General features: G+C 77.2%; 3 protein-coding genes. All 3 read right to left on the bottom strand.

What is annotated here, in order from left to right; genetic code table 11:
* On the bottom strand, positions 1-7290 hold a 7290-nt coding region (locus ACFWOG_RS24380), incomplete at its 3' end, for a type I polyketide synthase (RefSeq protein WP_380360976.1).
* 63 nt (positions 7291-7353) lie between these two features.
* On the bottom strand, positions 7354-22089 hold the full coding sequence (locus ACFWOG_RS24375) for a type I polyketide synthase (RefSeq protein ID WP_380360974.1): 14736 nt from the start codon (positions 22087-22089) through the stop codon (positions 7354-7356).
* A 16-nt stretch (positions 22090-22105) separates the two neighbouring features.
* On the bottom strand, positions 22106-25782 hold a 3677-nt coding region (locus tag ACFWOG_RS24370), incomplete at its 5' end, for an acyltransferase domain-containing protein (protein WP_380360972.1).

Genomic DNA, 25782 nt, shown 5'->3' with positions numbered 1-25782 from the left:
GGAGACCCGGGCGCCGTCCTCCAGGCTCAGCGCGCCGGCCACCACCGCGGCGGCGATCTCGCCCTGCGAGTGGCCGAGGACGGCGTCGGGGTGGATGCCGTGGTGCTGCCAGAGAGCGGCGAGGGAGACCATCACCGCCCACAGGGCGGGCTGGACGACGTCGACGCGTTCGAGGGGTTCGCCGCTGCGCAGGAGGTCGCTCAGGGACCAGTCGACGTGTGGGGCGAGGGCCTTCTCGCACTGGGTGATCTTCTCGGCGAAGACGGGTTCGGTGTCGAGGAGTGCGGCGGCCATGCCGGGCCACTGGGAGCCCTGGCCGGGGAAGACGAAGACGGTGCGGCCGGGGTGGTGGGGGGTGCCCTGGACGAGGTCGGGGTGGGGGGTGTCCTCGCTGAGTGCGGTGAGGGCGTCGTGCAGTCGGTGGTGGGTGCCGATGGTGACGGCGCGGTGGTCGAAGGCGGTGCGGCCGGTGGCGAGTGAGTGGGCGATGTCGGTCGGGTGCCCGTCGAGGGTCAGCAGTTGTGCGGCCTGGTCGCGCAGCGCTTCGGGGGAGCGGGCGGACAGCAGCCAGGGGACGACCGTGTCCGCGTCGTGCTCCGGGTCCGCGGGCTCCGGGTCCGCAGGCTCGTTCTCGTGGGCCTGTTCGAGGACGACGTGGGCGTTGGTGCCGCTCACGCCGAAGGAGGAGACGCCGGCCCGGCGCGGCCGCCCGTCCTCGGTCTCCCAGGCACGGGCCTCCTTCAACAGCTCCACCGCCCCCGCCGACCAGTCCACCTGCGGGGTCGGGCCGTCCACGTGCAGGCTCTTGGGCAGTACCCCGTGCCGCATCGCCAGGACCGTCTTGATCACCCCGCCGACCCCGGCGGCGGCCGAGGTGTGCCCGATGTTGGACTTCAGCGAGCCCAGCCAGAGCGGCCGGCCCTCGGGCCGGTCCTGGCCGTAGGTGGCCAGCAGCGCCTGGGCCTCGATCGGGTCGCCGAGCCGCGTGCCGGTGCCGTGCCCCTCCACCGCGTCGACCTCGGCGGCCCGCAGGCCGGCGTCGGCCAGTGCCGCGCGGATCACCCGCTGCTGGGAGGGGCCGTTGGGGGCGGTCAGGCCGTTGCTCGCACCGTCCTGGTTGACGGCCGTGCCCCGGACCACGGCGAGCACGGGGTGCCCCAGCCGCCGCGCGTCGCTGAGCCGCTCCAGCAGCAGGATGCCCGCGCCCTCGCCGAAGCCCGTCCCGTCGGCGGCGGCCGCGTACGGCTTGCACCGCCCGTCCGGCGCGAGCCCGCCCTGCCGGCTGAACTCGACGAACAGCTCCGGGCTGGACATCACGGTCACGCCGCCCGCCAGCGCCAGGTCGCACTCCCCGTGCCGCAGGGACCGGGCGGCCAGGTGGAGGGCGACCAGCGAGGAGGAGCAGGCGGTGTCCACCGTGACGGCGGGGCCCTCCAGGCCGAAGACGTACGCCAGCCGGCCGGACACGATGCTGCCCGAGTTGCCGGTGCCGAGGAAGCCCTCGACCTCCTCCGGGATGTGCGGCAGCAGCCGGGCCGCGTAGTCCTGCTGCATCAGGCCGACGAAGACACCGGCCGACGCACCGGCCAGCCCGGTCGGGTCGATGCCGGCCCGTTCGAAGGCCTCCCAGGTGATCTCCAGGAGCAGCCGCTGCTGCGGGTCCATCGCCACGGCCTCGCGCGGCGAGATGCCGAAGAACTCCGCGTCGAAGCCGCCGACGGCGTCCAGGAAGCCGCCCTCCCGGGCGTAGGAGGTGCCGCGGTGCTCGGGGTCGGGATCGTAGAGCGCCTCCAGGTCCCAGCCGCGGTCGGCCGGGAACGGCCCGACGCCGTCGGCGCCCTCGGCGACCAACCGCCACAGCTCGTCCGGGGTGCGCACGCCGCCCGGGAAACGGCAGCCCATCGCGACGATCGCGATCGGGTCGTCGCCGGTGGCCGCGGTCGCGCCGGTCCCGCGGGCCCGGCCTGCCGCCGGGGCCCCGGCCGCGCCGTCCTGGGCGCCGAAGAGCTCGGCCCGCAGGTGCCGTGCGAGCACGGTCGGCGACGGGTGGTCGAAGACCAGCGTGGCGGGCAGCCGCAGGCCGGTCGCCAGGTTCAGCCGGTTGCGCAGCTCGACGGCGGCGAGCGAGTCGAAGCCCAGGTCGCGGAAGGCCCGGCCTGCCTCCACCGCCTCCGGCGAGGCGTGGCCGAGCACGGCCGCCACCTGGGAGCGGATCAGGGCCAGCAGCGCGGGCTCCCGCTCGGCCGCGGGCAGCGCGCCCAGCGGGCCGCCCGGCGTGCCGTCGGGCGCCGCGCGGGTGGCCGAGCGCCGCAGCGGCCCGCGCACCAGTGCGCGCAGCAGGCCGGGAACCGGGCGGGTCTCGGCGTCGGCCCGCAACGCCGCCAGGTCCAGCCGGATCGGGACCAGGGCGGGCCGGTCGACGGCGAGCGCCGCGTCCAGCAGCGCCAGGCCCTGCGCGGTGGTGAGCGCGGGCATCCCGGAGCGGGCCAGCCTGCGCTCGCCTTCCTCGTCCAGCACGCCGGTCAGCGCGCTGCGCTGGGCCCAGAGCGTCCAGGCCAGCGACTGCCCGGCCAGGCCGCGGGCCCGCCGGTGCTGCGCGAGGGCGTCCAGGACGGCGTTCGCCGCCGCGTAGTTGGCCTGCCCGGGGCCGCCGAAGACGCCGGCCGCCGAGGAGAACAGCACGAACGCGGCCAGTGGCAGACCGGCGGTCAGCTCGTGCAGGTGCAGGGCCGCCTCGGCCTTGGGCGCGAGGACGGCGTCCAGACGCTCCGGGGTCAGCGCGGTGAGCACACCGTCGTCCAGCGCGCCCGCGGCGTGCACCACGGCGGTCAGCGGGTGCGCGGCCGGGACGTCGGCCAGCAGCGCGGCCAGCGCCGCGCGGTCGCCGACGTCGCACGCCGACACCGTGACGGCGGCGCCCGCCCCGGCGAGTTCGGCGGCCAGTTCGGCGGCGCCCGGGGCGGTGGGCCCCTGACGGCCGGCCAGCAGCAGGTGCCGCACGCCGTGCGCGCGCACCAGGTGCCGGGCGACCTCGGCGCCCAGCGTGCCGGTGCCACCGGTGATCAGCACGGTGCCGTCCGGGTCCAGGGCCGCGGGCGGGCCGTCGGGCGCCGGGATCCGGGCCAGCCGGGGCGCGCGCAGCAGGCCGTCGCGCACCGCGAGCTGGTCCTCGGCGTTCGGCGCGCCGAACGCGGCGGCCGCCGCCGGGAGCAGCGCGGACGCGTCCGCGGGCAGGTCCAGCAGACCGAACCGGCCGGGGTGTTCGGCCAACGCCGAACGCACCAGGCCCCAGACGCCGCTGTGCGCGAGGTCGGGGACGTCCTCGTCCGGGCCGGTGGCCACCGCCCCGTCGGTCACCAGGACGAGGCGGGAACCGGTGAACCGCTCGTCCGACAGCCACCCCTGCAGCAGGCCGAGCGCGCGGTGCGCCGACTCGCGGACGCTCGCCGCGCCGCCGACCCGCACCAGCACCACCGGCGGGGCGTCGGTGAGCCCCGGGAGGTCGTCCGGTGCGTCGAGCAGGGTCCACCGGGCGGTGTCGGCGGGGGCGCCGGCCTCGACGGGGACCCACTCCAGGCCGAACAGCGACTCGTTCCCCCGGGGGGTGCCCGGCGCGCCGTCGGCCGGGGCCGGGCGCAGCACCAGCGCGTCCACCGTGGCGACCGGCCGCCCGGCCGGGTCGGCGGCGGCCAGCGCCAGGGTGTTCTCACCGGTCGGGGTCAGCCGCAGCCGCAGCGCCGCGGCGCCCGAGGCGTGCAGGGTCACGCCGGTCCAGCTGAACGGCATCCGCCCCTCGGCCGCCGGGCCCAGCCCGGTGGCGTGCAGGGCCGCGTCCAGCAGCGCCGGGTGCAGTCCGTAGCGGCCCGCCTCGCCCTGCTGACCGGCGCTCAGCTCGGCCTGCGCGAACAGCTCCCCGCCGCGCTGCCAGGCCGCCGTCAGCCCCTGGAACGCCGGGCCGTAGCCGAAACCGGCCGCGGCGAAGCGCGGGTACATCCCGGTCAGGTCGAGCGGGACGGCGCCGGCCGGCGGCCACTGGTCCAGCTCCTCGCCCTCGCGGACCGCCTCGGCCGCGGACGGCGCGCCCAGCAGTCCCTCGGCGTGCCGCACCCAGGCCGCCTCCGGGTCCGCCTCGGGGGACTGCGCGTGCAGCGTGACGGGCCGCTCGCCGCGACCGTCCGGCGGGCCGACCGTCAGCCGCAGCCGCACGCCGCCCCGCTCGGGCAGCACCAGCGGCGCACCGAGGGTGAACTCCCGCACGACCGGGCAGCCGACCTGGTCGCCGGCCCGGACCGCGAGGTCCAGGAACGCCGTTCCGGGCAGCAGCACCGAGCCGCGGACGGCGTGGTCGGCCAGCCACGGGTGGGTGCGCAGCGAGAGCGAGCCGGTGAAGACCACGCTGTCCTGGTCGGCGAGCGTCACCATGGCGCCCAGCAGCGGGTGCCCGGCAGTTTCCAGGCCCGCCGCCGCCAGGTCGCCGGGCGCCGCCGAGGCGTCGTCCAGCCAGTAGTCCTCGCGCTGGAAGGCGTAGGTCGGCAGCTCCACCGGCGCCGCCGGGCGACCGCCGAAGACGGCGTCCCAGTCGATCGGCACCCCGCGCAGCTGGAGCTCCCCCAGCGAGGCGAGCAACCGGGCCGGGCCGCCCTCGCCGCGGCGCAGCGTGCCCAGCACGCAGGCGTCCGCGCCGGCCGCCTCCGCGCTGTCCTGGATCGCGGGGGTGAGCACGGGGTGCGGGCCGGCCTCCAGGAAGACCTGGTAGCCGTCGGCCAGCAGGGCCCCGGTGGCGGCCTCGAACTCCACGGTGCGGCGCAGGTTGCGGTACCAGTACGCGGCGTCCAGCCCGGCGGTGTCCAGCGGGGCGCCGGTGACGGAGGAGTAGAACGGCACCCGGCCCGCCCGCGGCGTGATGCCCGCCAGCTCGCGCAGCAGCTCCTGCTCGACGGCGGCGACCTGCGGGCCGTGCGAGGCGTAGTCCACCGGGACGTCCCTCGCCCGCTCGCCCGCGGCGGTCAGCTCGGCCGTCAGCTCGGCGAGCGCCTGCGGCTCGCCGGACACCACGACGGCGGACGGCCCGTTCACCGCGGCCAGCGCCAGGCGCTCGCCCCACGGCGCGATCCGGGCCCGGACCTGCTCGGCCGGCAGCGCGACGGAGAGCATCCCGCCCTGCCCGGCGAGCGCCCGCAGCGCCCGGCTGCGCAGTGCGACCACCTTGGCGCCGTCCTCCAGGCTCAGCGCGCCGGCGACGACGGCGGCAGCTATCTCGCCCTGGCTGTGGCCGACCACGGCGGCCGGTTCGACGCCGTAGGACGCCCAGACGGCGGCCAGGGAGACCATCACGGCGAAGAGCAGCGGCTGCACCTCCTCCACCCGCTCGACCGGCTCGCCCGAGCGCAGCAGCTCCACCGGGGAGCGCTCCGACCACGGGGCGAGCGCCGCCGCGCAGTCGGCCATCCGCCGGGCGAAGACCGGTTCGCGGTCGAGGAGTTCGATCGCCATGCCGGCCCACTGCGTGCCCTGTCCGGGGAACACCATGGCCAGCGCGCCGCCGGTCCCCGCCCGGCCGCGCAGCAGTCCGGGCGCCTCCTCGTCGGCGGCCAGCGCCGCGAGCCGCTCCAGGAAGCCGTCCCGGTCCTCCGCGACCAGCACCGCGCGGTGGTCCAGGGCGGCGCGGGTGGTCGCCAGTGCGTGCCCGACCTCCGCCGGGCCCGCGTCGGGACGCTCCAGCAGGTGTGCGCGCAGCCGCTCGGCCTGGGCGCGCAGCGCGGGCGCGGTGTGGCCGGAGAGCACCCAGGGCAGCGGGCCGCGGGTGCGCGGCGCCGGGCCGTCGGCGTGCGGGCCGTCCGCGTGCGGGCCGTCCGCGTGCGGGTCCAAAGCCGGGTCCGCGTCCGCGTCCGGGGCGGGCGTTTCGAGCGGCGGGGCGGCCTCCAGGACGACGTGCCCGTTGGTCCCGCTGACGCCGAAGGACGAGACCGCCGACCGCCGGGGCCGGCCGGTCTCGGGCCAGTCCCGCGCCTCGGTCACCAGCTCGACGGCGCCGGCCTCCCAGTCGACCTGCTCGGTGCGCCGCTCGGCGTGCAGGGTCGGCGGGACGATGCCGTGCCGCATCGCCAGCACCATCTTGATCACCCCGCCGACGCCCGCCGCGGCCTGGGTGTGGCCGATGTTGGACTTCAGCGAGCCCAGCAGCAGCGGCCGGTCCGCCGGGCGGTCCTGCCCGTAGGTGGCGAGCAGCGCCTGGGCCTCGATCGGGTCGCCCAGCGGCGTGCCGGTGCCGTGCGCCTCGACCACGTCGACGTCGGCGACGCCCAGCCGTGCGGCGGCCAGCGCCTGGCGGATCACCCGCTGCTGGGCCGGGCCGTTGGGCGCGGACAGCCGGCTGCTGGCGCCGTCCTGGTTGACGGCGGTGCCCCGGACGACGGCGAGCACCGGGTGCCCGTTGCGGCGCGCCTCGCTGAGCCGCTCCAGCAGCAGCAGTCCGACGCCCTCGCCCCAGCCGGTGCCGTCCGCGTCCGCCGAGAAGGACTTGCAGCGGCCGTCGGCGGCCATCCCGCCCTGCCGGCTCATCTCCACGAACGGCACCGGGGTGGACATCACCATCGCGCCGCCGGCCAGCGCCAGCGCGCACTCGCCGGAGCGCAGCGCCTGCGCGGCCAGGTGGATGGCCACCAGCGAGGAGGAGCAGGCGGTGTCCACGCTGAGCGTGGGGCCCTCCAGGCCGAAGGTGTAGGCCATCCGGCCGGAGGCGACGCTGTCGGAGCTGCCGTTGCCCAGGTAGCCGGCGACGTCCTCGGGCACCCGGCGCAGCCGCACCGCGTAGTCCTGGTACATCACGCCGAGGAAGACGCCGGTGCGGCTGCCGCGCAGCGTGCGGGCGTCGATCCCGGCGCGCTCGAAGGCCTCCCAGCCGGTCTCCAGCAGCAGCCGCTGCTGCGGGTCCATGGCCAGCGCCTCGCGCGGCGAGATGCCGAAGAGGCCGGGGTCGAAGGCGCCGACCCCGCTCAGGAAGCCGCCCTCGTCGGCGTAGCTGGTGTCCGGCCGTCCGCGGTCCTTGTCGACCAGCGCGTCCAGGTCCCAGCCGCGGTCGGCCGGGAACGGGGTGACGGCGTCGACACCGCCGGCGACCAGCTCCCAGAGCTCCTCGGGCGAGGTGACCCCGCCGGGGTAGCGGCAGCTCATCGCGACGACGGCGATCGGCTCGTGGTCCTTGGCCTCGACCTCCTGCAGTCGCTGGCGGGTGCGGTGCAGGTCGGTCGCGACACGCTTGAGGTAGTCGCGCAGCTTGTCGTCATTCACCGGTGGTCACCTTCGTCAGCGGGTTGCGGGGGTGCGGGGCACGCGGGTCCGGCGGCGTGTCCGTCATGACAGCCCCAGCTCGTTCTCGATGAAGTCGAAGAGGTCGTCGTCGCCGGCCGTGGCCATCCGTTCCTCCAGGCCGTCCGCCGGGCCGCCGGAGGCGTCCGGGGCGACCCGGGAGAGCAGGGCCTGGAGCCGCCCGGCCAGCGCCGGGTCCAGCGGGTCGGCGGCCAGCGCCTGTTCCAGCCGTTCCAGTTCGGCCAGCCCGGCGACCTGCGGCTCGGCGGGCGCCGGGACCAGCTGCTCGCCGAGGTGCGCGGCGATCGCGGTCGTGCTCGGGTGGTCGAAGAGCAGGGTGGCGGGCAGCCGCAGGCCGGTGGCCGCGCGCAGCCGGTTGCGCAGTTCGACGGCGGTCAGCGAGTCGAAGCCGAGTTCCAGCAGGCCGCGGTCGGCCGACACGCTCTCCTGCGGGGAGAAGCCCAGGATCAGGCCGACGTGCGAGCGGACCAGCTCCAGCAGCACCCGGGCCCGCTGCGGCTCGCCGAGTCCGGCCAGCCGGTGCAGCAGGGCCTGCGGCGCGTCCGCGGCGGCCGCTCCGGCCGCCGCCGCCTCGCGCCGGGCCGGCGCCCGGACCAGGCCGCGCAGCAGGGCGGGGACGCCGCCGGTGCCCGCCTGCGCCGCGATCGCCCGGGTGTCCAGCCGGACCGGCAGCACCATCGCCTCGTCCACGCCGTGCGCCGCGTCGAACAGTTCCAGGCCCTCCCGCGGGGCGAAGGCGACGATCCCGCCGCGCGCGATCCGCCGCAGGTCGGCCTCGTCCAGGCCGCCGGTCATGCCGGTGCTGTTCGCCCACAGGCCCCAGGCCAGCGAGCCGGCGGTCAGCCCCCGGGCCCGGCGGCGGTGCGCCAGGCCGTCGAGGAAGGCGTTGGCCGCCGCGTAGTTGCCCTGGCCCATGCCGCCGAAGACGCCGGCCAGTGAGGAGAAGAGCAGGAACGCGGAGAGCTTGGTCCCTTCCGTCAGCTCGTGCAGGTGGACGGCCGCGTCGACCTTGGGGCGCAGCGCGGTGTCGAGCTGTTCGGGCGTCATCTCGGCGACCAGGCCGTCGGCCAGCACGCCCGCGGCGTGCACCACGGCGGTCAGCGGGTGCTCGGCCGGCAGGCCGTCCAGCAGGGCGGCCAGCGCCTGCCGGTCGGCGGCGTCGCAGGCGGCCACCTCGACCAGTGCGCCGAGCCGGGTCAGTTCGTCGCGCAGCTCCGGGGCGCCCTCGGACAGCAGGCCGCTGCGGCTGGTCAGCACCAGGTGCCGCACGCCGTGCTCGGTCACCAGGTGACGGGCGACATGGGCGCCGATCGCGCCGGTGCCACCGGTGACCAGTACCGTGCCCTCGGGATCCCAGGCCGGCGTGGCCGGGTCCTCGGCGCGCGGCACCCGGGCCAGCCGGGGTACGAAGGCCGCGCCGTCGCGCAGTGCGACCTGCGGCTCGCCGCTCGCCAGCGCCGCGCCCAGCGCCGCCCGGGAGGAGGGCAGGTCGTCGAGGTCCAGCAGGACGAACCGGCCGGGGTTCTCGGTCTGCGCCGAGCGCAGCAGGCCCCAGACGGCGGCCTGCGCGAGGTCGGTGACGTCGTCGCCGGGCTGCGTCGCGACGGCCCCCTCGGTGACCAGCGCCAGGGTGCTGCCGGCCAGCCGGTCCTCGGCCAGCCAGTCGCGGACCGTCTCCAGCGCGTGCCCGGTGGCCGCCCGCACGGCGTCGGCCAGTGGCCCGGTGCCCTCCTGTCCGCAGCGGGCCAGCACCAGTGCGGGCACCGGCCCGTCGGCGGCGAGCAGGTCGGCGACGCGCCCGCCGGCCGGCAGCTCGGTCCAGGTCGCCGCGTCGGTGTCCGGCAGGGCCGGCCGCCTCCACTCGACCCGGTACAGCTCCTCGTGGAGGGCGGTGCGGGCCGGGCGCACCTGGTCGGCGGAGACCGGGCGCAGCACCAGCGACTCGGCCGAGGCGACCGGACGCCCGGTGCTGTCGGCGACCAGCACGGCCACCGAGTCGCGCCCGGTGGGCGTCAGCCGCAGCCGGACCGACGCCGCGCCCCGGGCGTGCAGGGCGACGCCGGTCCAGGAGAACGGCAGCCATCCCTGGCTCTCGCCCTCGGGCCCGGTGCCCGGCAGGACGTCGAAGACCAGTGCGTGCAGGGCGGCGTCCAGCAGCGCGGGGTGCAGGCCGTAGCGGCCGGCCTCGCCGCGCGGGCCGTCCGGCAGCTCGGCCTCGGCGAACACCTGCTCGCCGAGGCGCCAGGCCGCGCGCAGGCCCTGGAACGCCGGGCCGTAGCCGAAGCCGCCGGCGGCGAACCGCTCGTACAGGCCGTCGACGGGCAGCGGGACGGCGCCGGCCGGCGGCCACTGGGCGAGGTCCTCGGGCTCGGCGGGCGAGGCCGGGGCGAGCAGGCCGTCGGCGTGCCGGGTCCACTCCTCCTCGGGGCCGTCCTCCGGCCGGGCGTACACCGTCAGGCTCCGGGCGCCGGACGGCTCGGGGGCGCCGATCAGGAGCTGGAGCACCGTGCCGCCGGTGGCGGAGAGCACCAGGGGGGCCTGCAGGGTCAGTTCCTCGACCTGCCCGCAGTCCGCCTGGTCGGCGGCCCGCACGGCCAGTTCCAGGAAGCCGGTGGCGGGGAAGAGCACGCCGTCGAAGACCCGGTGGTCGGCCAGCCACGGCTGGGTCCGGCAGGAGAGCCGGGTGGTGAACAGGAAGCCCTCGCCGCCGGCCAGTTCGACCGCCGCGCCGAGCAGCGGGTGGTCCACCGCCAGCAGCCCGGCCGACGGCAGGTCGGCCTCGGGGGCGGTCGCCTCCAGCCAGTAGCGCCGGTGCTGGAAGGCGTAGGTAGGCAGGCCGGCGGCCTCGCGCGCGGCGGTCGGCGGGAAGCGGCGGCTCCAGTCCACCGGTGTGCCGTGGGCGTGCAACCGGGCCAGCGCGGCGGTCAGTGCCGTCTCCTCGGGCTGGTCGCGGCGCAGCAGCGGAACCAGCAGCGCGCCGGGTGACCGCTCGGCCAGGCAGTCCTGGCCGAGCCCGGTCAGTGAGCCGTCCGGACCCAGTTCGAGGTAGCGGTCGACGCCGGCCGCCTCCAGGCGGTCGATGCCGGCCCGGAACTCGACCGTGCCGCGCACCTGGTCGACCCAGTGCTCGGGGGAGGCCAGCTGTTCGGCGGTGGCGAGGGCCCCGGTCCGGTTGGCGACCAGCGGGATCCGCGGCGGGCGGAACTCCAGGGTGCTCGCCACCGCGCGGAACTCGGCCAGCATCCCGTCCATGTGCGGGGAGTGGAAGGCGTGGCTGACCCGCAGCCGGCGCGAGCGCCGGCCCAGGGCCTCCCAGTGCGCGGCGAGTTCCGCCACCGCCCGCGGGTCGCCGGAGACCACGGTCGAGGCCGGGCCGTTGACGGCGGCCAGGGAGAGGACGTCGGCCCGCTCGGCGAGCATCGGTGCCAGCTCCTCGGCCGAGACGGTCAGCGCCACCATCGCGCCGCCGGCCGGCATCGCCTGCATCAGCCGTCCGCGGGCCGCCACCAGGGCGGCCGCGTCGGGCAGTGAGAGCACCCCGGCGACATGGGCGGCGGTGAGCTCGCCGATCGAGTGGCCGAGCAGGTAGTCGGGGGTGATGCCCCAGTGCCCGGCCAGCTCGAACAGCGCGGTGCCGAGCGCGAACAGGGCCGGCTGGGTGTACTCGGTGCGGGCCAGGGCCTCGCCGTCCGCGATCACCTCGTGCAGCGGGCGTTCCAGCAGCGGGTCCAGTGCGGCGCAGACCCGGTCGAAGGCGTCCGCGAAGACCGGCTGGGAGCGGTAGAGCTCCAGGCCCATGCCGGGCCGCTGACTGCCCTGTCCGGAGAACAGGAAGGCGGTCCTGCCGGGCCGGCCGGCGGTGCCGGTGACCACGCCGGGGTGCTCGGTGCCGGCGGCCAGCGCGGCCAGTGCCCCGGCGCGCGCGGCACGGTCGGCGCCGAGCAGCACGGCGCGGTGCTCGAAGCCCGCCCGGCCGGCGGCCAGCGCGGCGCCCGGGTCCCGGTCCGGTCCGGTCCGCTCGTGCTCCAGCAGCCGGGCGGCCTGCCCGCGCAGCGCCTCGGGGGTCCGGGCCGACAGCAGCCACGGTCCCCCGGCGGGCGCCGACGGCTCCGCCGCCTCGGCCGGGACGTGCTCCAGCACGGTGTGCGCGTTGGTGCCGCTGACACCGAAGGAGGAGATACCGGCCCGGCGCGGGTGGTCGGTGGCGGGCCACGCGGTGTGCTCGGTGAGCAGCTCCACGGCGCCCGCGGTCCAGTCGATGAACGGCGAGGGCCGGTCGACGTTCAGGGTGCCGGGCAGGATCCCGTGCTGCATCGCCAGCACCATCTTGATCACGCCCGCGATGCCGGCGGCGGCCTGGCTGTGGCCGATGTTGGACTTCAACGAGCCCAGCAGCAGGGGGCGTTCGTCCCCGCGCTGCTGTCCGTAGGTGGCCAGCAGGGCCTGCGCCTCGATCGGGTCACCCAGCTTGGTGCCGGTGCCGTGCGCCTCCACCGCGTCGACCTCGGCGGCGGACAGGCCCGCCGAGGCCAGCGCCTGGCGGATCACCCGCTGCTGCGAGGGGCCGTTGGGGGCGGTCAGGCCGTTGCTGGCGCCGTCCTGGTTGACCGCCGAGCCGCGGACCAGGGCGAGCACCGGGTGGCCGTTGCGGCGGGCGTCGCTGAGGCGCTCCAGCAGCACCAGCCCGGCGCCCTCGGCCCAGGCGGTGCCGTCGGCGGCCGCGGCGAAGGGCTTGCACCGGCCGTCGGGCGCCAGCCCGCGCTGGCGGCTGAACTCGACGAACGCGTCCGGTCGGGCCATCACCGTCACGCCGCCGGCCAGCGCCAGCGAGCACTCGCCGGCGCGCAGCGCCTGGGCGGCCAGGTGCAGGGCCACCAGCGCCGAGGAGCAGGCGGTGTCCACCGTGACGGCGGGGCCCTCCAGGCCGAAGGTGTAGGCGATCCGCCCCGATGCCACGCTGCCGGCGCTGCCGATGCCCAGGTAGCCCTCGAACTCCTCCGACGGCTTGGTCATCCGGGAGCCGTAGTCCCGGTAGCTGGAGCCGACGAAGACCCCGCCCCGGCTGCCCTTGAGCGTCGTCGGGTCGATCCCGGCCCGCTCGAACGCCTCCCAGGCCACTTCGAGGAGCAGCCGCTGCTGCGGATCGACCGAGACCGCCTCGCGCGGCGAGATCCCGAAGAACGCCGGGTCGAAGTCGGCGGCGTCGTACAGGAAGCCGCCCTCGCGGGCGTAGGTGGTGCCGACCGTCGCGCCGTCCGGGTCGTAGAGGCCCTCCAGGTCCCAGCCGCGGTCGGTGGGGAAGCCCGAGATCGCGTCGGTGCCGCTCATCAGCAGCCGCCACAGGTCCTCCGGCGAGCGCACCTCGCCGGGGAAGCGGCAGCCCATCGCGACGATCGCGACCGGGTCGTCGGCCGCGTCCGGGGCGGCCTCGACGGCTGCCGCCGCCTCGTCCACGGTCTGGACCGCCGCCTCGGCCGCCGCCGGGTCGCCGCCCGGGAGTCGGGCGAGCAGGTGGTCGGTGAGCACGGCCGTGGTCGGGAAGTCGAAGACCAGGGTGACCGACAGTCGCAGTCCGGTCGCCTCGGCCAGCCGGTTGCGCAGTTCCACGGCGGTCAGCGAGTCGAAGCCGATGTCCTTGAAGACCCGCTCGGGCTCGATCGCCGACGGATCCGCGTGGCCCAGCACCGCGGCGACCTCGCCGCGGATCAGCTCGCCCAGCGCCGCCCGGCGCTCGGGCAGCGGCAGTCGGGCCAGCCGGGCGGCCGGCGACGACTCCTCACCGGCCGTCGCGGCGCCCGCCGCGGCCTGCGGCAGGTCCTTGAGCACGGCGCTGGGTCGCAGCGCCGTGTAGGCGCGGACGAACCGCTCCCAGGCGAAGTCGGCCACCACCACCGTGCTGTCGTCGTGGTCCAGTGCCTGCTGAAGGGCGACGAGCGCGGCATCGGGGTCCATCGCCGGAAGGCCGTTGCGGATCAGCCGCTCGCTCACCGCGCCACCGGCCAGGCTCTCCCCGCCCCACAGGCCCCAGGCCACCGAGGTGGCCGCCCGTCCGGCCGCCCGGCGCTGCTCGGCCAGGGCGTCCAGGAAGGCGTTGGCCGCCGCGTAGCTGCCCTGCCCCGTGCCGCCCAGCGTGCCGGCCAGCGAGGAGAACAGCACGAAGGCCGACAGCTCGTGGTCCCGGGTCAGCTCGTCCAGGTGCAGCGCCGCGTCCATCTTGGGCCGCAGCACGTGCGCCGCCCGCTGCGCCGTCAGCGTGTCCAGCACGCCGTCGTCCAGCACGCCCGCCGCGTGCACCACCGCGCGCAGCGGCAGCTCGGCCGGGATGCCGGCGAGCAGCGTCGCCACCTGCTCCCGGTCGGAGACGTCGCACGCCACCACGGTGGCCTCCGCCCCCGACTCGGCGAGCTCGGCGACGAGTTCGGCGCAACCCGGCGCCGCCGGGCCCTGGCGGCCGGTCAGCAGCAGATGGCGCGCCCCGCCCCGGGCCAGCCAGCGGGCCACCCGCGCGCCCAGCGCGCCGGTGCCGCCGGTGACCAGCACCGTGCCGTCCGCCGGTGGCGTCCAGGCCCGCGCCGGGGTGCGCGCGCCGGTCCCGGCCGGGACCAGCCGACGGGCGAACAGGCCGGCGGAGCGCACCGCCACCTGGTCCTCGCCCTCGCCGCCGGCCAGGACCCCGGCCAACCGGGCCCGCGCCCGGTCGTCGAGCCGGGCGGGCAGATCCACCAGCCCGGCCCAGCGCTGCGGGTACTCCACCGCGGCGACCCCGCCGAGGCCCCAGGCCGTCGCCTGCGCGGGGCCGCTCAGCGGGTCCGAGCGGCCCACCGACACCGCGCCGCTGGTCGCGCACCACAGCGAGGCGTCCGGGGCGGCGTCACCGAGCGCCTGGAGCAGCGCCACCAGCGCGACCAGTCCGGCCGGCAGCGCGGAGCCCTCCGCGTGCGGCCGCTCGTCCAGCGCCAGCAGCGACAGCACGCCGTCCGGCCGCAGCTCGCCCAGCCGCGCGGCCAGTGCGGCCCGGTCGGCGTCGGCGACCGCCAGCACCGCCGCCTCGGCACCGTGCTCGCCCAGCGCCAGGACGCAGTCCGCGACCAGCGGGTGGTCCGCCGCCGACGCCGGGACGGCGACCAGCCAGCTCCCCCGGGGGCCGGAGCCCGTGACGGCCGTCAGCGGCCGCCACTGGACCCGGTAGCGCCAGCCGTCCACCGCGGCGCGGTCCCGGCTGCGCCCGAGCCAGTCGCCCAGCGCGGGCAGCACACCGCTCAGGGCCGCGCGGGTGCCGGCGTCCTCGATCCGCAGCGAGTCGGCCAGCGCGGCCGCGTCCCCGCGGCCCACCGCGTTCCAGAAACCCTCGTCCAGCGGCGCCGCCTCCGGCTGCCCGTCCGCCTCGGGCACCATCCAGAAGTGGGAGCGCTGGAACGGGTAGGTGGGCAGCTCGGTGCGCCGGGTCGACGCGCCGGCGAACGGCGCGGCGAGGTCCACCGCGGCGCCCCGCACGTGCAGTTCGGCCAGCGAGGTGAGGAACCGCTCCCGGCCGCCCTCGTCCCGGCGCAGCGTGCCGGCCACCGCGGCGCCGGTGCCCGCCGCCTCGGCGGCCTGCTCCAGCCAGACGGTCAGCGCGGGGTGCGCGGACGACTCCACGAACACGTCGTAGCCGTCGGCCAGCAGCGCGCGGGCGGTGCGCCCGAACTCCACCGGCCGGCGCAGGTTGCGGTACCAGTAGCCGGCGTCCAGCAGCCCGCCGTCCAGCGGCCCACCGGTGACGGTGGAGTAGAAGACGCTCTCGCCGGCGCGCGGCGACACGTCCGCCAGCAGGGTCAGCAGCTCCTGCTCGATCTCCTCCACCTGGGCCGAGTGCCCGGCGAAGTCCACCCCGGGGACGCGCCAGTTCATCACGCCGTCGGCCGACAGCGCGTCCGACAGCTCGGCCAGCGCGGCCGGATCGCCGGAGAGCGCCACCGAGGTCGGGCTGTTGACCGCCGCCACCCCGATCAGGTCGCCGAACGCGGCCAGCCGGTCGGTCAGTTCCTCCACCGCCAGGGGCACGAACAGCATCGCGCCCCGCCCGGCCAGGACCCGCAGCGCCCGGCTCCGCAGCCCGACCACCTTGGCGCCGTCCTCCAGGCTCAGCGCGCCGGCCACCACCGCGGCGGCGACCTCGCCCTGGCTGTGGCCCACCACCGCGTCCGGCACGACGCCGTACGAGCGCCACAGGGCGGCGAGCGAGACCATCATCGCGAACAGCACCGGCTGCACCACGTCCACCCGGTCCATCGGGTCGTCCGAACGCAGCACCTCCAGCAGCGAGTAGTCCGTGTAAGGCGCCAGGGCCCGCTCGCACTGCGCCAGCCGCTCGGCGAACACCGGCTCGGTGTCCAGGAGTTCGAGGGCCATGCCGACCCACTGCGAACCCTGGCCGGGGAAGACCAGGACGGTGCGGCCGTGCTGCCCGGCCATGCCCCGGGCCAGGCCGGCCCCGGTGCGGCCGGCGATCAGCGCGTCCAGCCCGCGCGCGAACTCGGCCGGCTCGGTGGCGACCACGGCCGCGCGGTGCTCGAAGGCGGTCCTGGTGGTGGCCAGCGACCAGCCCACGTCCACCGGCTCGTGTCCCTGCTCGGCCAGCGTGCGCAGCTGCTCGGCCTGCGCCCGCAGCGCCTCCGGGCTGCGTCCGGAGAGCAGCCACGGCACGGCCCGGCGGGCGTCGGCCCGCTCGGCTGCCGGCGGCTCGGCCGGCGGCTGCTCGATGATCACGTGCGCGTTGGTGCCGCTCAGCCCGAACGAGGAGACCCCGGCCCGGCGCGGCCGCTCGGCTCCGCCCTCCCAGGGGCGGGCCTCGGTCAGCAGCTCGACGGCGCCCGCCGTCCAGTCCACGTTGGGCGACGGCTCACCCAGGTGCAGCGAGCGCGGCAGCACGCCGTGCCGCATCGCCAGCACCATCTTCATGATCCCGCCGACCCCCGCGGCGGCCTGGGTGTGCCCGATGTTCGACTTCAGCGAGCCCATCAGCAGCGGCCGGTCCGCCGGGCGGTCCTGCCCGTAGGTGGCCAGCACCGCGTCGGCCTCGATCGGGTCGCCGAGCCGGGTGCCGGTGCCGTGCGCCTCGACCGCGTCGACCTCGGCGCCGGTCAGCCCGGCGTCGGCCAGGGCCTGGCGGATCACCTCGCGCTGCGCCAGGCCGCTGGGGGCGGTCAGGCCGTTGCTGGCGCCGTCCTGGTTGACCGCGGAGCCGCGCAGCACCGCCAGCACCGGGTGGCCGTTGCGCCGCGCGTCGGAGAGGCGTTCCAGCACCAGCAGGCCGACGCCCTCGGCCAGCCCGAAGCCGTCCGCCTCGGCGGAGAAGGACTTGCAGCGACCGTCGGCGGCCAGGCCGCGCTGGCGGCTGAAGCCGGTCAGCGACAGCGGGGTGCCGATCACCGCGGCGCCGCCGGCCAGCGCGAGCGTGCACTCGCCGGCGCGCAGCGCCCGGGCCGCCAGGTGGACGGCGACGAGTGAGGACGAGCAGGCGGTGTCGATGGTCACCGCCGGGCCGCGCAGGCCCAGGGTGTACGCCACCCGCCCGGTCAGCACGCTGGTCGACACGCCCGCGATGAACAGGCCCTCCAGCTCGTCGGGCACCCGGTCCATGCTGCCGCCGTAGCCCTGGTAGGCGGCGCCGGCGAACACGCCGACCCGGGAGCCCCGCAGGGTGCTCGGGTCGATGCCGGCGCGCTCCAGCGCCTCCCAGGAGGTCTCCAGCAGCAGGCGCTGCTGCGGGTCCATGGCCAGTGCCTCGCGCGGCGAGATGCCGAAGAACGCCGGGTCGAAGTCGCCGGCGCCGTGCACGAAGCCGCCGGCGGTGCTGTAGCTGGTGCCCGGGCGGTCGGGGTCGGCGTCGAAGAGGCCGGCCAGGTCCCAGCCGCGGTCCGCGGGCAGCTCGCCGATCGCGTCGAGTTCGCCGGCCAGCGCCTGCCACAGCCGTTCGGGGGAGTCGATGCCGCCGGGGTAGCGGCAGCTCATCGACACGATGACGACCGGGTCCTCGTCCGCCGCGACGGTGGTGACGGCCGTGACGGCCGCCACCGGGGCGGGCGCCCCGGCGCCGAAGAGTTCGGCCGCCAGGTGCCGGCCCAGCGCGCTCGCGGAGGAGTAGTCGAAGACCACGGTCACCGGCAGTCGCAGCCCGGTCGCGGTGTTCAGCCGGTTGCGCATCTCCACGGCGGTCAGCGAGTCGAAGCCCAGGTCGCGGAAGGCCCGCGCCGAGTCGACGGCGGAGGCCGAGTCGTGGCCGAGCACCCCGGCGGCGACCGAGCGCACCAGCTCGGTCAGCTCCCGGTCCCGTTCGGCGGCGGGGAGCCGGCGCAGCCGTTCCCGCAGCTCTCCCGCGGTGCCGGCCGGCTCGTCCGGGGCGGGTTCGGAGGCCAGCGCCACCCGCACCTCGGACAGGTCCCCGATCAGCGGGCTGGGCCGGGCCGAGGTGAAGACCGGTGCGAAGCTGCCCCAGTCCACGTCGGCGACGATCGGCACCACCTCGTCGCCGTCCAGCACCTGCTGGAGGGCCGTCACCGCGAGGGCGGGCGGCATGAACACCACGCCCTGCGCCCGCAACTGCTCCTCCACCAGCTGCGCGGCCATGCCCGCGCCGCCCTCCGGGCTCCAGATGCCCCAGACCACCGAGGTGGCGGCCAGGCCCTGCGCGTGCCGGCGCTCGGCCAGCGCGTCCAGGTAGGCGTTGGAGGCGGCGTAGGCGCCGTGGACGGCGCTGCCCCAGATCGAGGAGATGGAGGAGAACAGCACGAAGGCGTCCAGCTCGGTGTCCTGGAACAGCTCGTCGAGGTTGGCCGCGCCGCCGACCTTCGCGTACAGGGTGTCGGCGAACTCGGGCAGGTCGGTGTCGGCCAGCGGCACCAGCAGGCCGGCGCCGGCCGCGTGGAGCACCGAGCGGATCTGCTCGCCGTCGGCGCGCAGCCGCTCCACCAGGGCGCCCAGTGCCGCCCGGTCGGCCACGTCGCAGGCGGCCAGGGTGACCCGGCAGCCGAGTGCGGTGAGCTCCGCCGCGAGTTCGCTCGCGCCGGGCGCCTGCGGCCCGGCCCGGCCGACCAGCACCAGGTGCTCGGCGCCGGTCCGGGCCGTCCAGCGGGCGATCTGGGTGCCGATCCCGCCGGTTCCGCCGGTGATCAGCACGGTCCCGCGCGGCTGCCAGGGCTGCCGGGCCCCGGTGCGGGCCTGACGTCGGGTGCCGCGGACCAGCCGCCGCCCGAAGCCGCCGTCCCGGCGCACCGCCACCTGGTCCTCGTCGCCGGCCCCGGCCAGCAGCCGGCCCAGCAGGGCCGCGCCCTGGTCGTCCATCTGCTCGGGGAGGTCCAGCAGGCCGCCCCAGGCGCGCGGGTACTCCAGCGCCGCGACCCGGCCGAGTCCCCAGCTCAGCTGCTGGCCGGGCTTCGGCGGTCCGTCCTGCGGTCCGACCGCGACAGCTCCGGCGGTCGCCCACCACTGCGGGCAGCCCACCGTCAGGTCGGCCAGCGCCTGGACCAGCGCCAGGTTCAGCGCGAGGCCGACCGGGACCACCGGGTGCGCCGGGTGCGGCCGTTCGTCCAGTGCCAGCAGCGAGAGCACCCCGTCGAGCGGAGCGGCGGCCGGTCCGGCCAGCCGCTCGGCCAGCACGGCGCGCCCGGTGTCGGCCTCGGCCAGCTCGACGGTCAGCAGCTCGGTGCCGGCCAGCACCCGGGTGCAGGCCGCGACCAGCGGGTGGTCGGCCCGCGCGGCGGGCACCAGCAGCAGCCACCGCCCGCTCGGCGCGGCGTCGTCCGTACCGGCCGCCAGCCGCCGCCAGGTCACCCGGTAGTGCCAGGAGTCCACCCGCTCCTGCTCGCGGCTGCGGGCGTGCCAGTCCGCCAGCGCGGGAAGCACCGTGCTCAGCGGGGCCTGCGGCTCGACGCCCAGCGTGTCGGTCAGCTCCGCGAGGTTGCCCTCGCGCACCGCCGACCAGAACCGCTCGCCGGCCGGATCGGTCGCCGGACTCGGCCGGTCGGGGGTCTGGAGCCAGTAGCGGCGGCGCTGGAAGGCGTAGCCGGGGAGCTCGACCGGCCGGCCGCCGCGCGGCGCGCCGTAGAGGGCCGGCCAGTGCGGGGAACGGCCCGCCGCGTGCGCCTCGCCGAGGGCCAGCAGGAAGCGGGGGAGTCCGCCCTGGTCGCGGCGCAGCGTGCCGAGTGCGGCCGCCTCCACCTCGGCGGCCTCGGCGCTCTGCTGCACACCGAAGGTCAGCACCGGGTGCGCGCTGGCCTCCACGAAGTAGCGGAAGCCGTCGGCCAGCAGGGCCCGGGTGGCGGCCTCGAACTCCACGGTCTGCCGCAGGTTGCGGTACCAGTAGCCGGCGTCCAGCTCCTCGCCGCCCAGCCGGCGGCCGTCGACGGTGGAGAAGAACGGCAGCCGGGCCGCCGTCGGGCGCAGGCCGGCCAGGTCGGAGAGCAGCCGCTCGCGGATCCGCTCGACCTGCGCCGAGTGCGAGGCGTAGTCCACCGGGATGCGGCGGGCGGTCGGGTCCGCGGCGAGCAGTTCCTCGACCGCGTCGTTGTCGCCGCTGACGACGACGGCGGTGGGGCCGTTGACGGCGGCGACGGAGATGCGGTCGTGCCAGGGGGCGATGAGTTGGTGGGTGTGGTCGAGGGGGTGGGTGAGGGAGACCATGCCGCCGGTGCCGGTGATGGTGTGGATGGCCTGGCTGCGGAGGGCGACGACGGTGGCGCCGTCTTCGAGGGTGAGGGCTCCGGCGACGACGGCGGCGGCGATTTCGCCTTGGGAGTGGCCGAGGACGGCGTCGGGGGTGACGCCGTAGGACTCCCAGAGGGCGGTGAGGGAGATCATGACGGCCCAGAGGGCGGGTTGGACGATGTCGACGCGGTCGAGGGGTGCGCCGTCGCGCAGGAGTTGGGTGAGTGACCAGTCGACGTGGGGGGCGAGGGCCTGTTCGCACTGGTTCATCTTCTCGGCGAAGACGGGTGCGGTGTCGAGGAGTTCGACGGCCATGCCGGCCCACTGCGAGCCCTGCCCGGGGAAGACGAAGGCGGTCTTCCCCGCCGGGCCGGCGGTGCCCAGCACCACGTTCGGCGCCGGCCGGTCGGCGGCCAGCGCCTCCAGCGCGGTCGCGAAGCCCACGGCGTCCTCGGCGACCAGCACCGCGCGGTGCTCGAAGGCGGTGCGGGTGGTGGCCAGCGCCCGGCCGATCTCCGCCGGGTCGTGCGCGGGCCCGTCGGCCAGGGAGGCGGCCAGTCGGGCGGCCTGGGCGCGGAGCGCCTGCGGGTCGCGCGCCGACAGCACCCAGGGCAGCGGGCCGGCCGGGGCGGGGCCGGTGGCGTCCGCGTCGGTCGCGTCCGGGCCCGCGGCGTCCGGCAGGTCCCCGGCGTCCGGCGCCTGCTCGACGATCGCGTGCGCGTTGGTGCCGCCCACCCCGAAACCGGAGACCCCGGCGCGGCGCGGCCGCTCGCCCTCGGTCTCCCAGGGGCGGGCCTCGGTCAGCAGCTCGACCGCGCCCACCGACCAGTCGACGAACGGGGTGGGCTCGTCCACGTGCAGGGTCTTCGGCAGCACACCGTGCCGCATCGCCTGCACCATCTTGATCACGCCGCCGACCCCGGCAGCGGCCGAGCTGTGGCCGATGTTGGACTTCAACGAGCCCAGCCACAGCGGCCGTCCGTCCGGCCGCTGCTGTCCGTAGGCGGCCAGCAGGGCCTGGGCCTCGATCGGGTCGCCGAGCCGGGTGCCGGTGCCGTGCGCCTCCACCGCGTCCACCTCGGCGGCCGACAGCCGCGCGTCCGCCAGCGCGTCGGCGATCACCCGCTGCTGCGAGGGGCCGTTGGGCGCGGTCAGACCGTTGCTGGCGCCGTCCTGGTTGACCGCGGTGCCCCGGATGACGGCGAGCACCCGGTGGCCGCGGGCCACGGCGTCGGAGAGCCGCTCCAGCAGCAGCACGCCGACACCCTCGGACCAGCCGGTGCCGTCGGCCGCGCCCGCGAACGCCTTGCAGCGGCCGTCGGCGGACAGCGCCCGCTGCCGGCTGAACGCCACGAACGCGTCCGGGGCGGCGAGCACCGACACGCCACCGGTCAGCGCCAGCTCGCACTCGCCCGAGCGCAGCGAGCGCACCGCCAGGTGCAGGGCGACCAGCGAGGAGGAGCAGGCGGTGTCCATGGTGATCGCCGGACCCTCCAGGCCCAGCGTGTACGAGACCCGCCCGGAGAGCACACTGCTCGCCGTCCCGGTGTCCAGCAGCCCCTCGACCTCGGGCAGCCCCCGGGCGCCCGCCCCGTAGCCGTTGCCGATCGCGCCGACGAAGACGCCGGTCCGGCTGCCGCGCAGCCCGGCCGGGTCGAGACCGGCGCGCTCGACGGTCTCCCAGCAGGTCTCCAGCAGCAGCCGCTGCTGCGGGTCCATGGCCAGCGCCTCGCGCGGCGATATCCCGAAGAAGCCGGCGTCGAACTCGTCGGCCTGGTGGAGGAACCCGCCGCTGCGGGTGTACGAGGTGCCGGTGTGGTCCGGGTCCGGGTGGTACAGCCCCTCGACGTCCCAGCCGCGGTTGTCCGGCCAGTCGCCGATGGCGTCCTCACCGCGCTCGACCAGCTCCCACAGCCGCTCGGGCGAGTCCACCCCGCCCGGGTAGCGGCAGCCCATCGAGACGATGGCGATCGGCTCGTGCCGGGCGTCCTCGGCGGCCCGCAGTTCACGCCGCGCGTCGCCCAGGTCGGCAGTGGCTCGCCTGAGGTAGTCGAGAAGCTTCTCGTTGTCCGGCATCAGTTCCAGCTCTCCCTCAGGCCATTCCGAAGTCGTTGTCGAGCAGGTCGAAGAGTTCGTCGGCGGTCGCCGCCGCCAGGGTCACCGGCGGCTCGGCCTCGGCCGGGCCCCGGCCGGCCCGTTCGCCCCAGCCGCGCAGCAGCTCGCGCAGCCGGGAGCCGATCTCGCGGCCGTCCGGCCCGGCCGGGTCGAGCGAGGCGAGGGCCTTTTCCAGCAGGTCGAGTTCGGCCTCGGCCGGGCCGCGCGACGGCGGGCGGAGAACGCTCTCCAGGAGCTCGGCCAGTGCGGCCGGGCTCGGGTGGTCGAAGACCGCCGTCGGTGGCAGCGGCACGCCGGTGACCGCGCTCAGCCGGTTGCGGAAGCGCACCGCGAGCATCGAGTCGAAGCCCAGTTCGGCGAAGGGCCGGTCGGGCCGGACGGCCGCCGCCGAGGCGTGCCCGAGGGCGGCGGCCGCGTGGGCGCCGACCAGCTCGACCAGCACCCGGTGCCGCTCCGCCCGGTCCAGCGGCGCCAGCCGCAGGGCCAGGTCGCCGGCCGGGTCCGTCGCGCCGTCCGTCCCGCCGGCCGCCACCGGGTCGCCCGCCGGTGCGGCGCCCGCCGCCGCACCGCCGGCCAGGGCCGCCCAGCCGCCGCGCCCGGGGGTGGGCAGCCAGTAGCGCTCGCGGGCGAAGGCGTAGGTGGGCAGCCGGTCCGGCCGCAGGGGCCGCTCGGCCCGCCAGCCGACCGGCGCGCCCGCCGCCCAGGCCTCGGCCAGCGCCCGCAGCAGGCGGTCGGGTCCGCCCTCGCCGCGCCGCAGGGTCGGGACGGCGGTGGCCGGCCGGCCGGCGGCCTGCGCCGAGCCGTCGACCGCCGCGACCAGTACCGGGTGCGGGCTCACCTCGACGAACAGCTCGTAACCGGCCGTGAGCAGCGCCGAGGTCGCGGTGTCGAAGACGACCGGCTCGCGCAGATTGCGGTACCAGTACGCGGCGTCCAGGAGCGCGCCGTCGATCCGCTCGCCGGTGACCGTCGAGAAGAGCGGGACCTCGGCGGGCCGGGGCCGCACCTCGGCGAGGTGTGCCAGCAGTTCCTCGCGCACCTCGGCGACCTGCGGGGAGTGCGCCGCGTACGCCACCGGGATCCGCCGGGCCCGCACCCCGGCGCGCTCGCAGTCGGCCAGCAGCGCGACGAGCCGCTCCGGCGCGCCGGCCACCACCACCGCCTGCGGGCCGTTGACCGCGGCCACGGCGAGCTCCGGCCCGTACGGTTCGAGCAGCTCGGTGACCCGGTCCCGCGCGGCCGACACGGAGACCATCCCGCCCGCGCCGTCCAGTCGGCGCAGTGCCCGGCTGCGCAGCGCGACCACCTTGGCGCCGTTCTCCAGGGAGAGCGCGCCGGCGACGACGGCGGCGGCGATCTCGCCCTGGCTGTGGCCGACCACGGCGGCCGGCTCGACGCCGTGGGAACGCCACAGCGCGGCCAGCGAGACCATCACCGCCCACAGTGCCGGCTGCACCACCTCGACCCGGTCCAGCGGGTCGCCGTCGCGCAGCAGCCCGGTCAGCGACCAGTCGACGTGCGGGGCGAGGGCCTTCTCGCACTGCGCCATCCGCTCGGCGAAGACGGGTGCGGTGTCGAGGAGTTCGACGGCCATGCCGGCCCACTGCGAACCCTGGCCGGGGAAGACGAAGACCGTGCCCGGCGCGCCGGACCGCCCCTCGAACACCCCGCCCGAGGGCAGTCCCCCGGCCAGCGCGGCCAGTTCGGCGCGCAGCGCGTCGCGGTCCGCGCCGACCAGGGCGGCCCGCTGGGGCAGCGCGGCGCGGCCGGTGGCCAGGGTGCGGGCGGCCTCGGTCGCGGTGAGCCCGGGGTCGGCGTCGACGGCGGCCAGCAGCCGGCCGGCCTGTCGGCGCAGCCCGGCCGCGTCGCGGGCCGAGAGCAGCCAGGGCAGCCCGCCCGCGCCGGTCGCGTCGGTCGTGCCGCTCGCGTCGCCTACGCCGTCCGTGCCGGTGCTGCCGGTCGCGCCGCTCGCGTCGCCGGCCCCGGCCGGAGCGGGCTCGGGGGCCTGCTCCAGGACGGCGTGCGCGTTGGTGCCGCTCATCCCGAACGACGAGACGGCGATCCGGCGCGGGCGCCCGTCCTCGGTCTCCCACGGGCGGGCCTCGGTCAGCAGCTCGACCGCGCCCGCCGACCAGTCCACCCGGGTCGAGGGCCGCTCCGCGTGCAGGGTCCTGGGCAGGACGGCGTGACGCAGCGCCAGCACGCTCTTGATCACCCCGGCGACGCCCGAGGCGGCCTGGGTGTGGCCGATGTTGGACTTCAGCGACCCCAGCCACAGCGGCCGGTCCCCGGGCCGCTCCCGCCCGTAGGTCGCCAGCAGCGCGCCGGCCTCGATCGGGTCGCCCAGCGTGGTGCCGGTGCCGTGCGCCTCCACCGCGTCCACCTCGGCGGCCGACAGCCCGGAGTTCGCCAGCGCCTGACGGATCACCCGCTGCTGGGCCAGCCCGTTCGGAGCCGTGAGGCCGTTGCTGGCACCGTCCTGGTTGATCGCCGTGCCGCGGACCACGGCCAGCACCGGGTGCCCCAGGCGCCGGGCCTCGGTCAGCGTCTCGACCAGCAGCACGCCCACCCCCTCCGACCAGCCGGTGCCGCCGGCCTCGTCGGAGAACGAGCGGCACCGCCCGTCGGCGGCCAGCCCGCGCTGGCGGCTGAACTCCACGAACGCGTCCGGGCTCGCCATCACCGCCGCCCCGCCGACCAGCGCGAACGAGCACTCCCGGGCCCGCAGCGACTGCCCGGCCAGGTGCAGCGCCACCAGCGAGGAGGAGCAGGCGGTCTCCACCGTCACGGCCGGGCCCTCCAGGCCCAGCGTGTAGGCGATCCGGCCGGAGGCCACACTGGTCACCGTGCCGCTGAGCAGGTGGCCCTCGACGTCGGCGGCCGGATCCTGCGGCCCGGCGCCGTAGCCCTGCGCGGCCACGCCGAGGAAGACCCCGCCGCTCCTGCCCCGCAGCCCGGCCGGGTCCAGGCCGGCCCGCTCCACGGCCTCCCAGGCGGTCTCCATCAGCAGCCGCTGCTGCGGGTCCATGGCCAGCGCCTCGCGCGGCGAGATGCCGAAGAACTCGGCGTCGAACTCGCCCGCGTCGTGCAGGAATCCGCCCGCGGTGGCGTAGAAGGTGCCGGGCGCCTCCGGGTCGCCGCTGTACAGCGAGTCCAGCGGCCAGCCGCGGTCGGTGGGCAGCCCGCCCACCGCGTCCGTGCCGTCGGCGACCAGTCGCCACAGGTCCTCCGGGGAGCGCACCCCGCCGGGGAACCGGCAGGCCATCCCCACCACGGCCAGCGGCTCGCCGACCGGCAGCGGACCACCGGTCGCGGCGCCCGCGCCGCCCGCGCCGCCGTCCGGCCCGTCCGGCCCGTCCGGCCCGTCAGTCCGGCCGACCAGCAGCGACAGCAGGTGCTCGGCCAGCGCGGTGGCGGTCGGGTGGTCGAAGACGGTGGTGACGGCCAGCTCCAGGCCGCACGCGGTGACCAGCCGGTTGCGCAGTTCGACGGCGGTCAGCGAGTCGAAACCGACCTCGCGGAACGGCCGTTCGGGCTCCACCCGGGCCGTGTCGGCGTACCCGAGAACGGCCGCCGACTCGCTGCGCACCAGGTCCACCAGAAGCCGCTGCCGGGCCTCGGGGCCCAGCGGTGCCAGCCCGGCCCGGAGCAGGG

Origin of the sequence: Kitasatospora sp. NPDC058406 (assembly GCF_042722765.1) — a bacterium.
Lineage (GTDB): Bacteria > Actinomycetota > Actinomycetes > Streptomycetales > Streptomycetaceae > Kitasatospora.
Note: the sequence above shows the minus strand (reverse complement) of the source record. Positions and strands in the feature narration are given on the sequence as shown.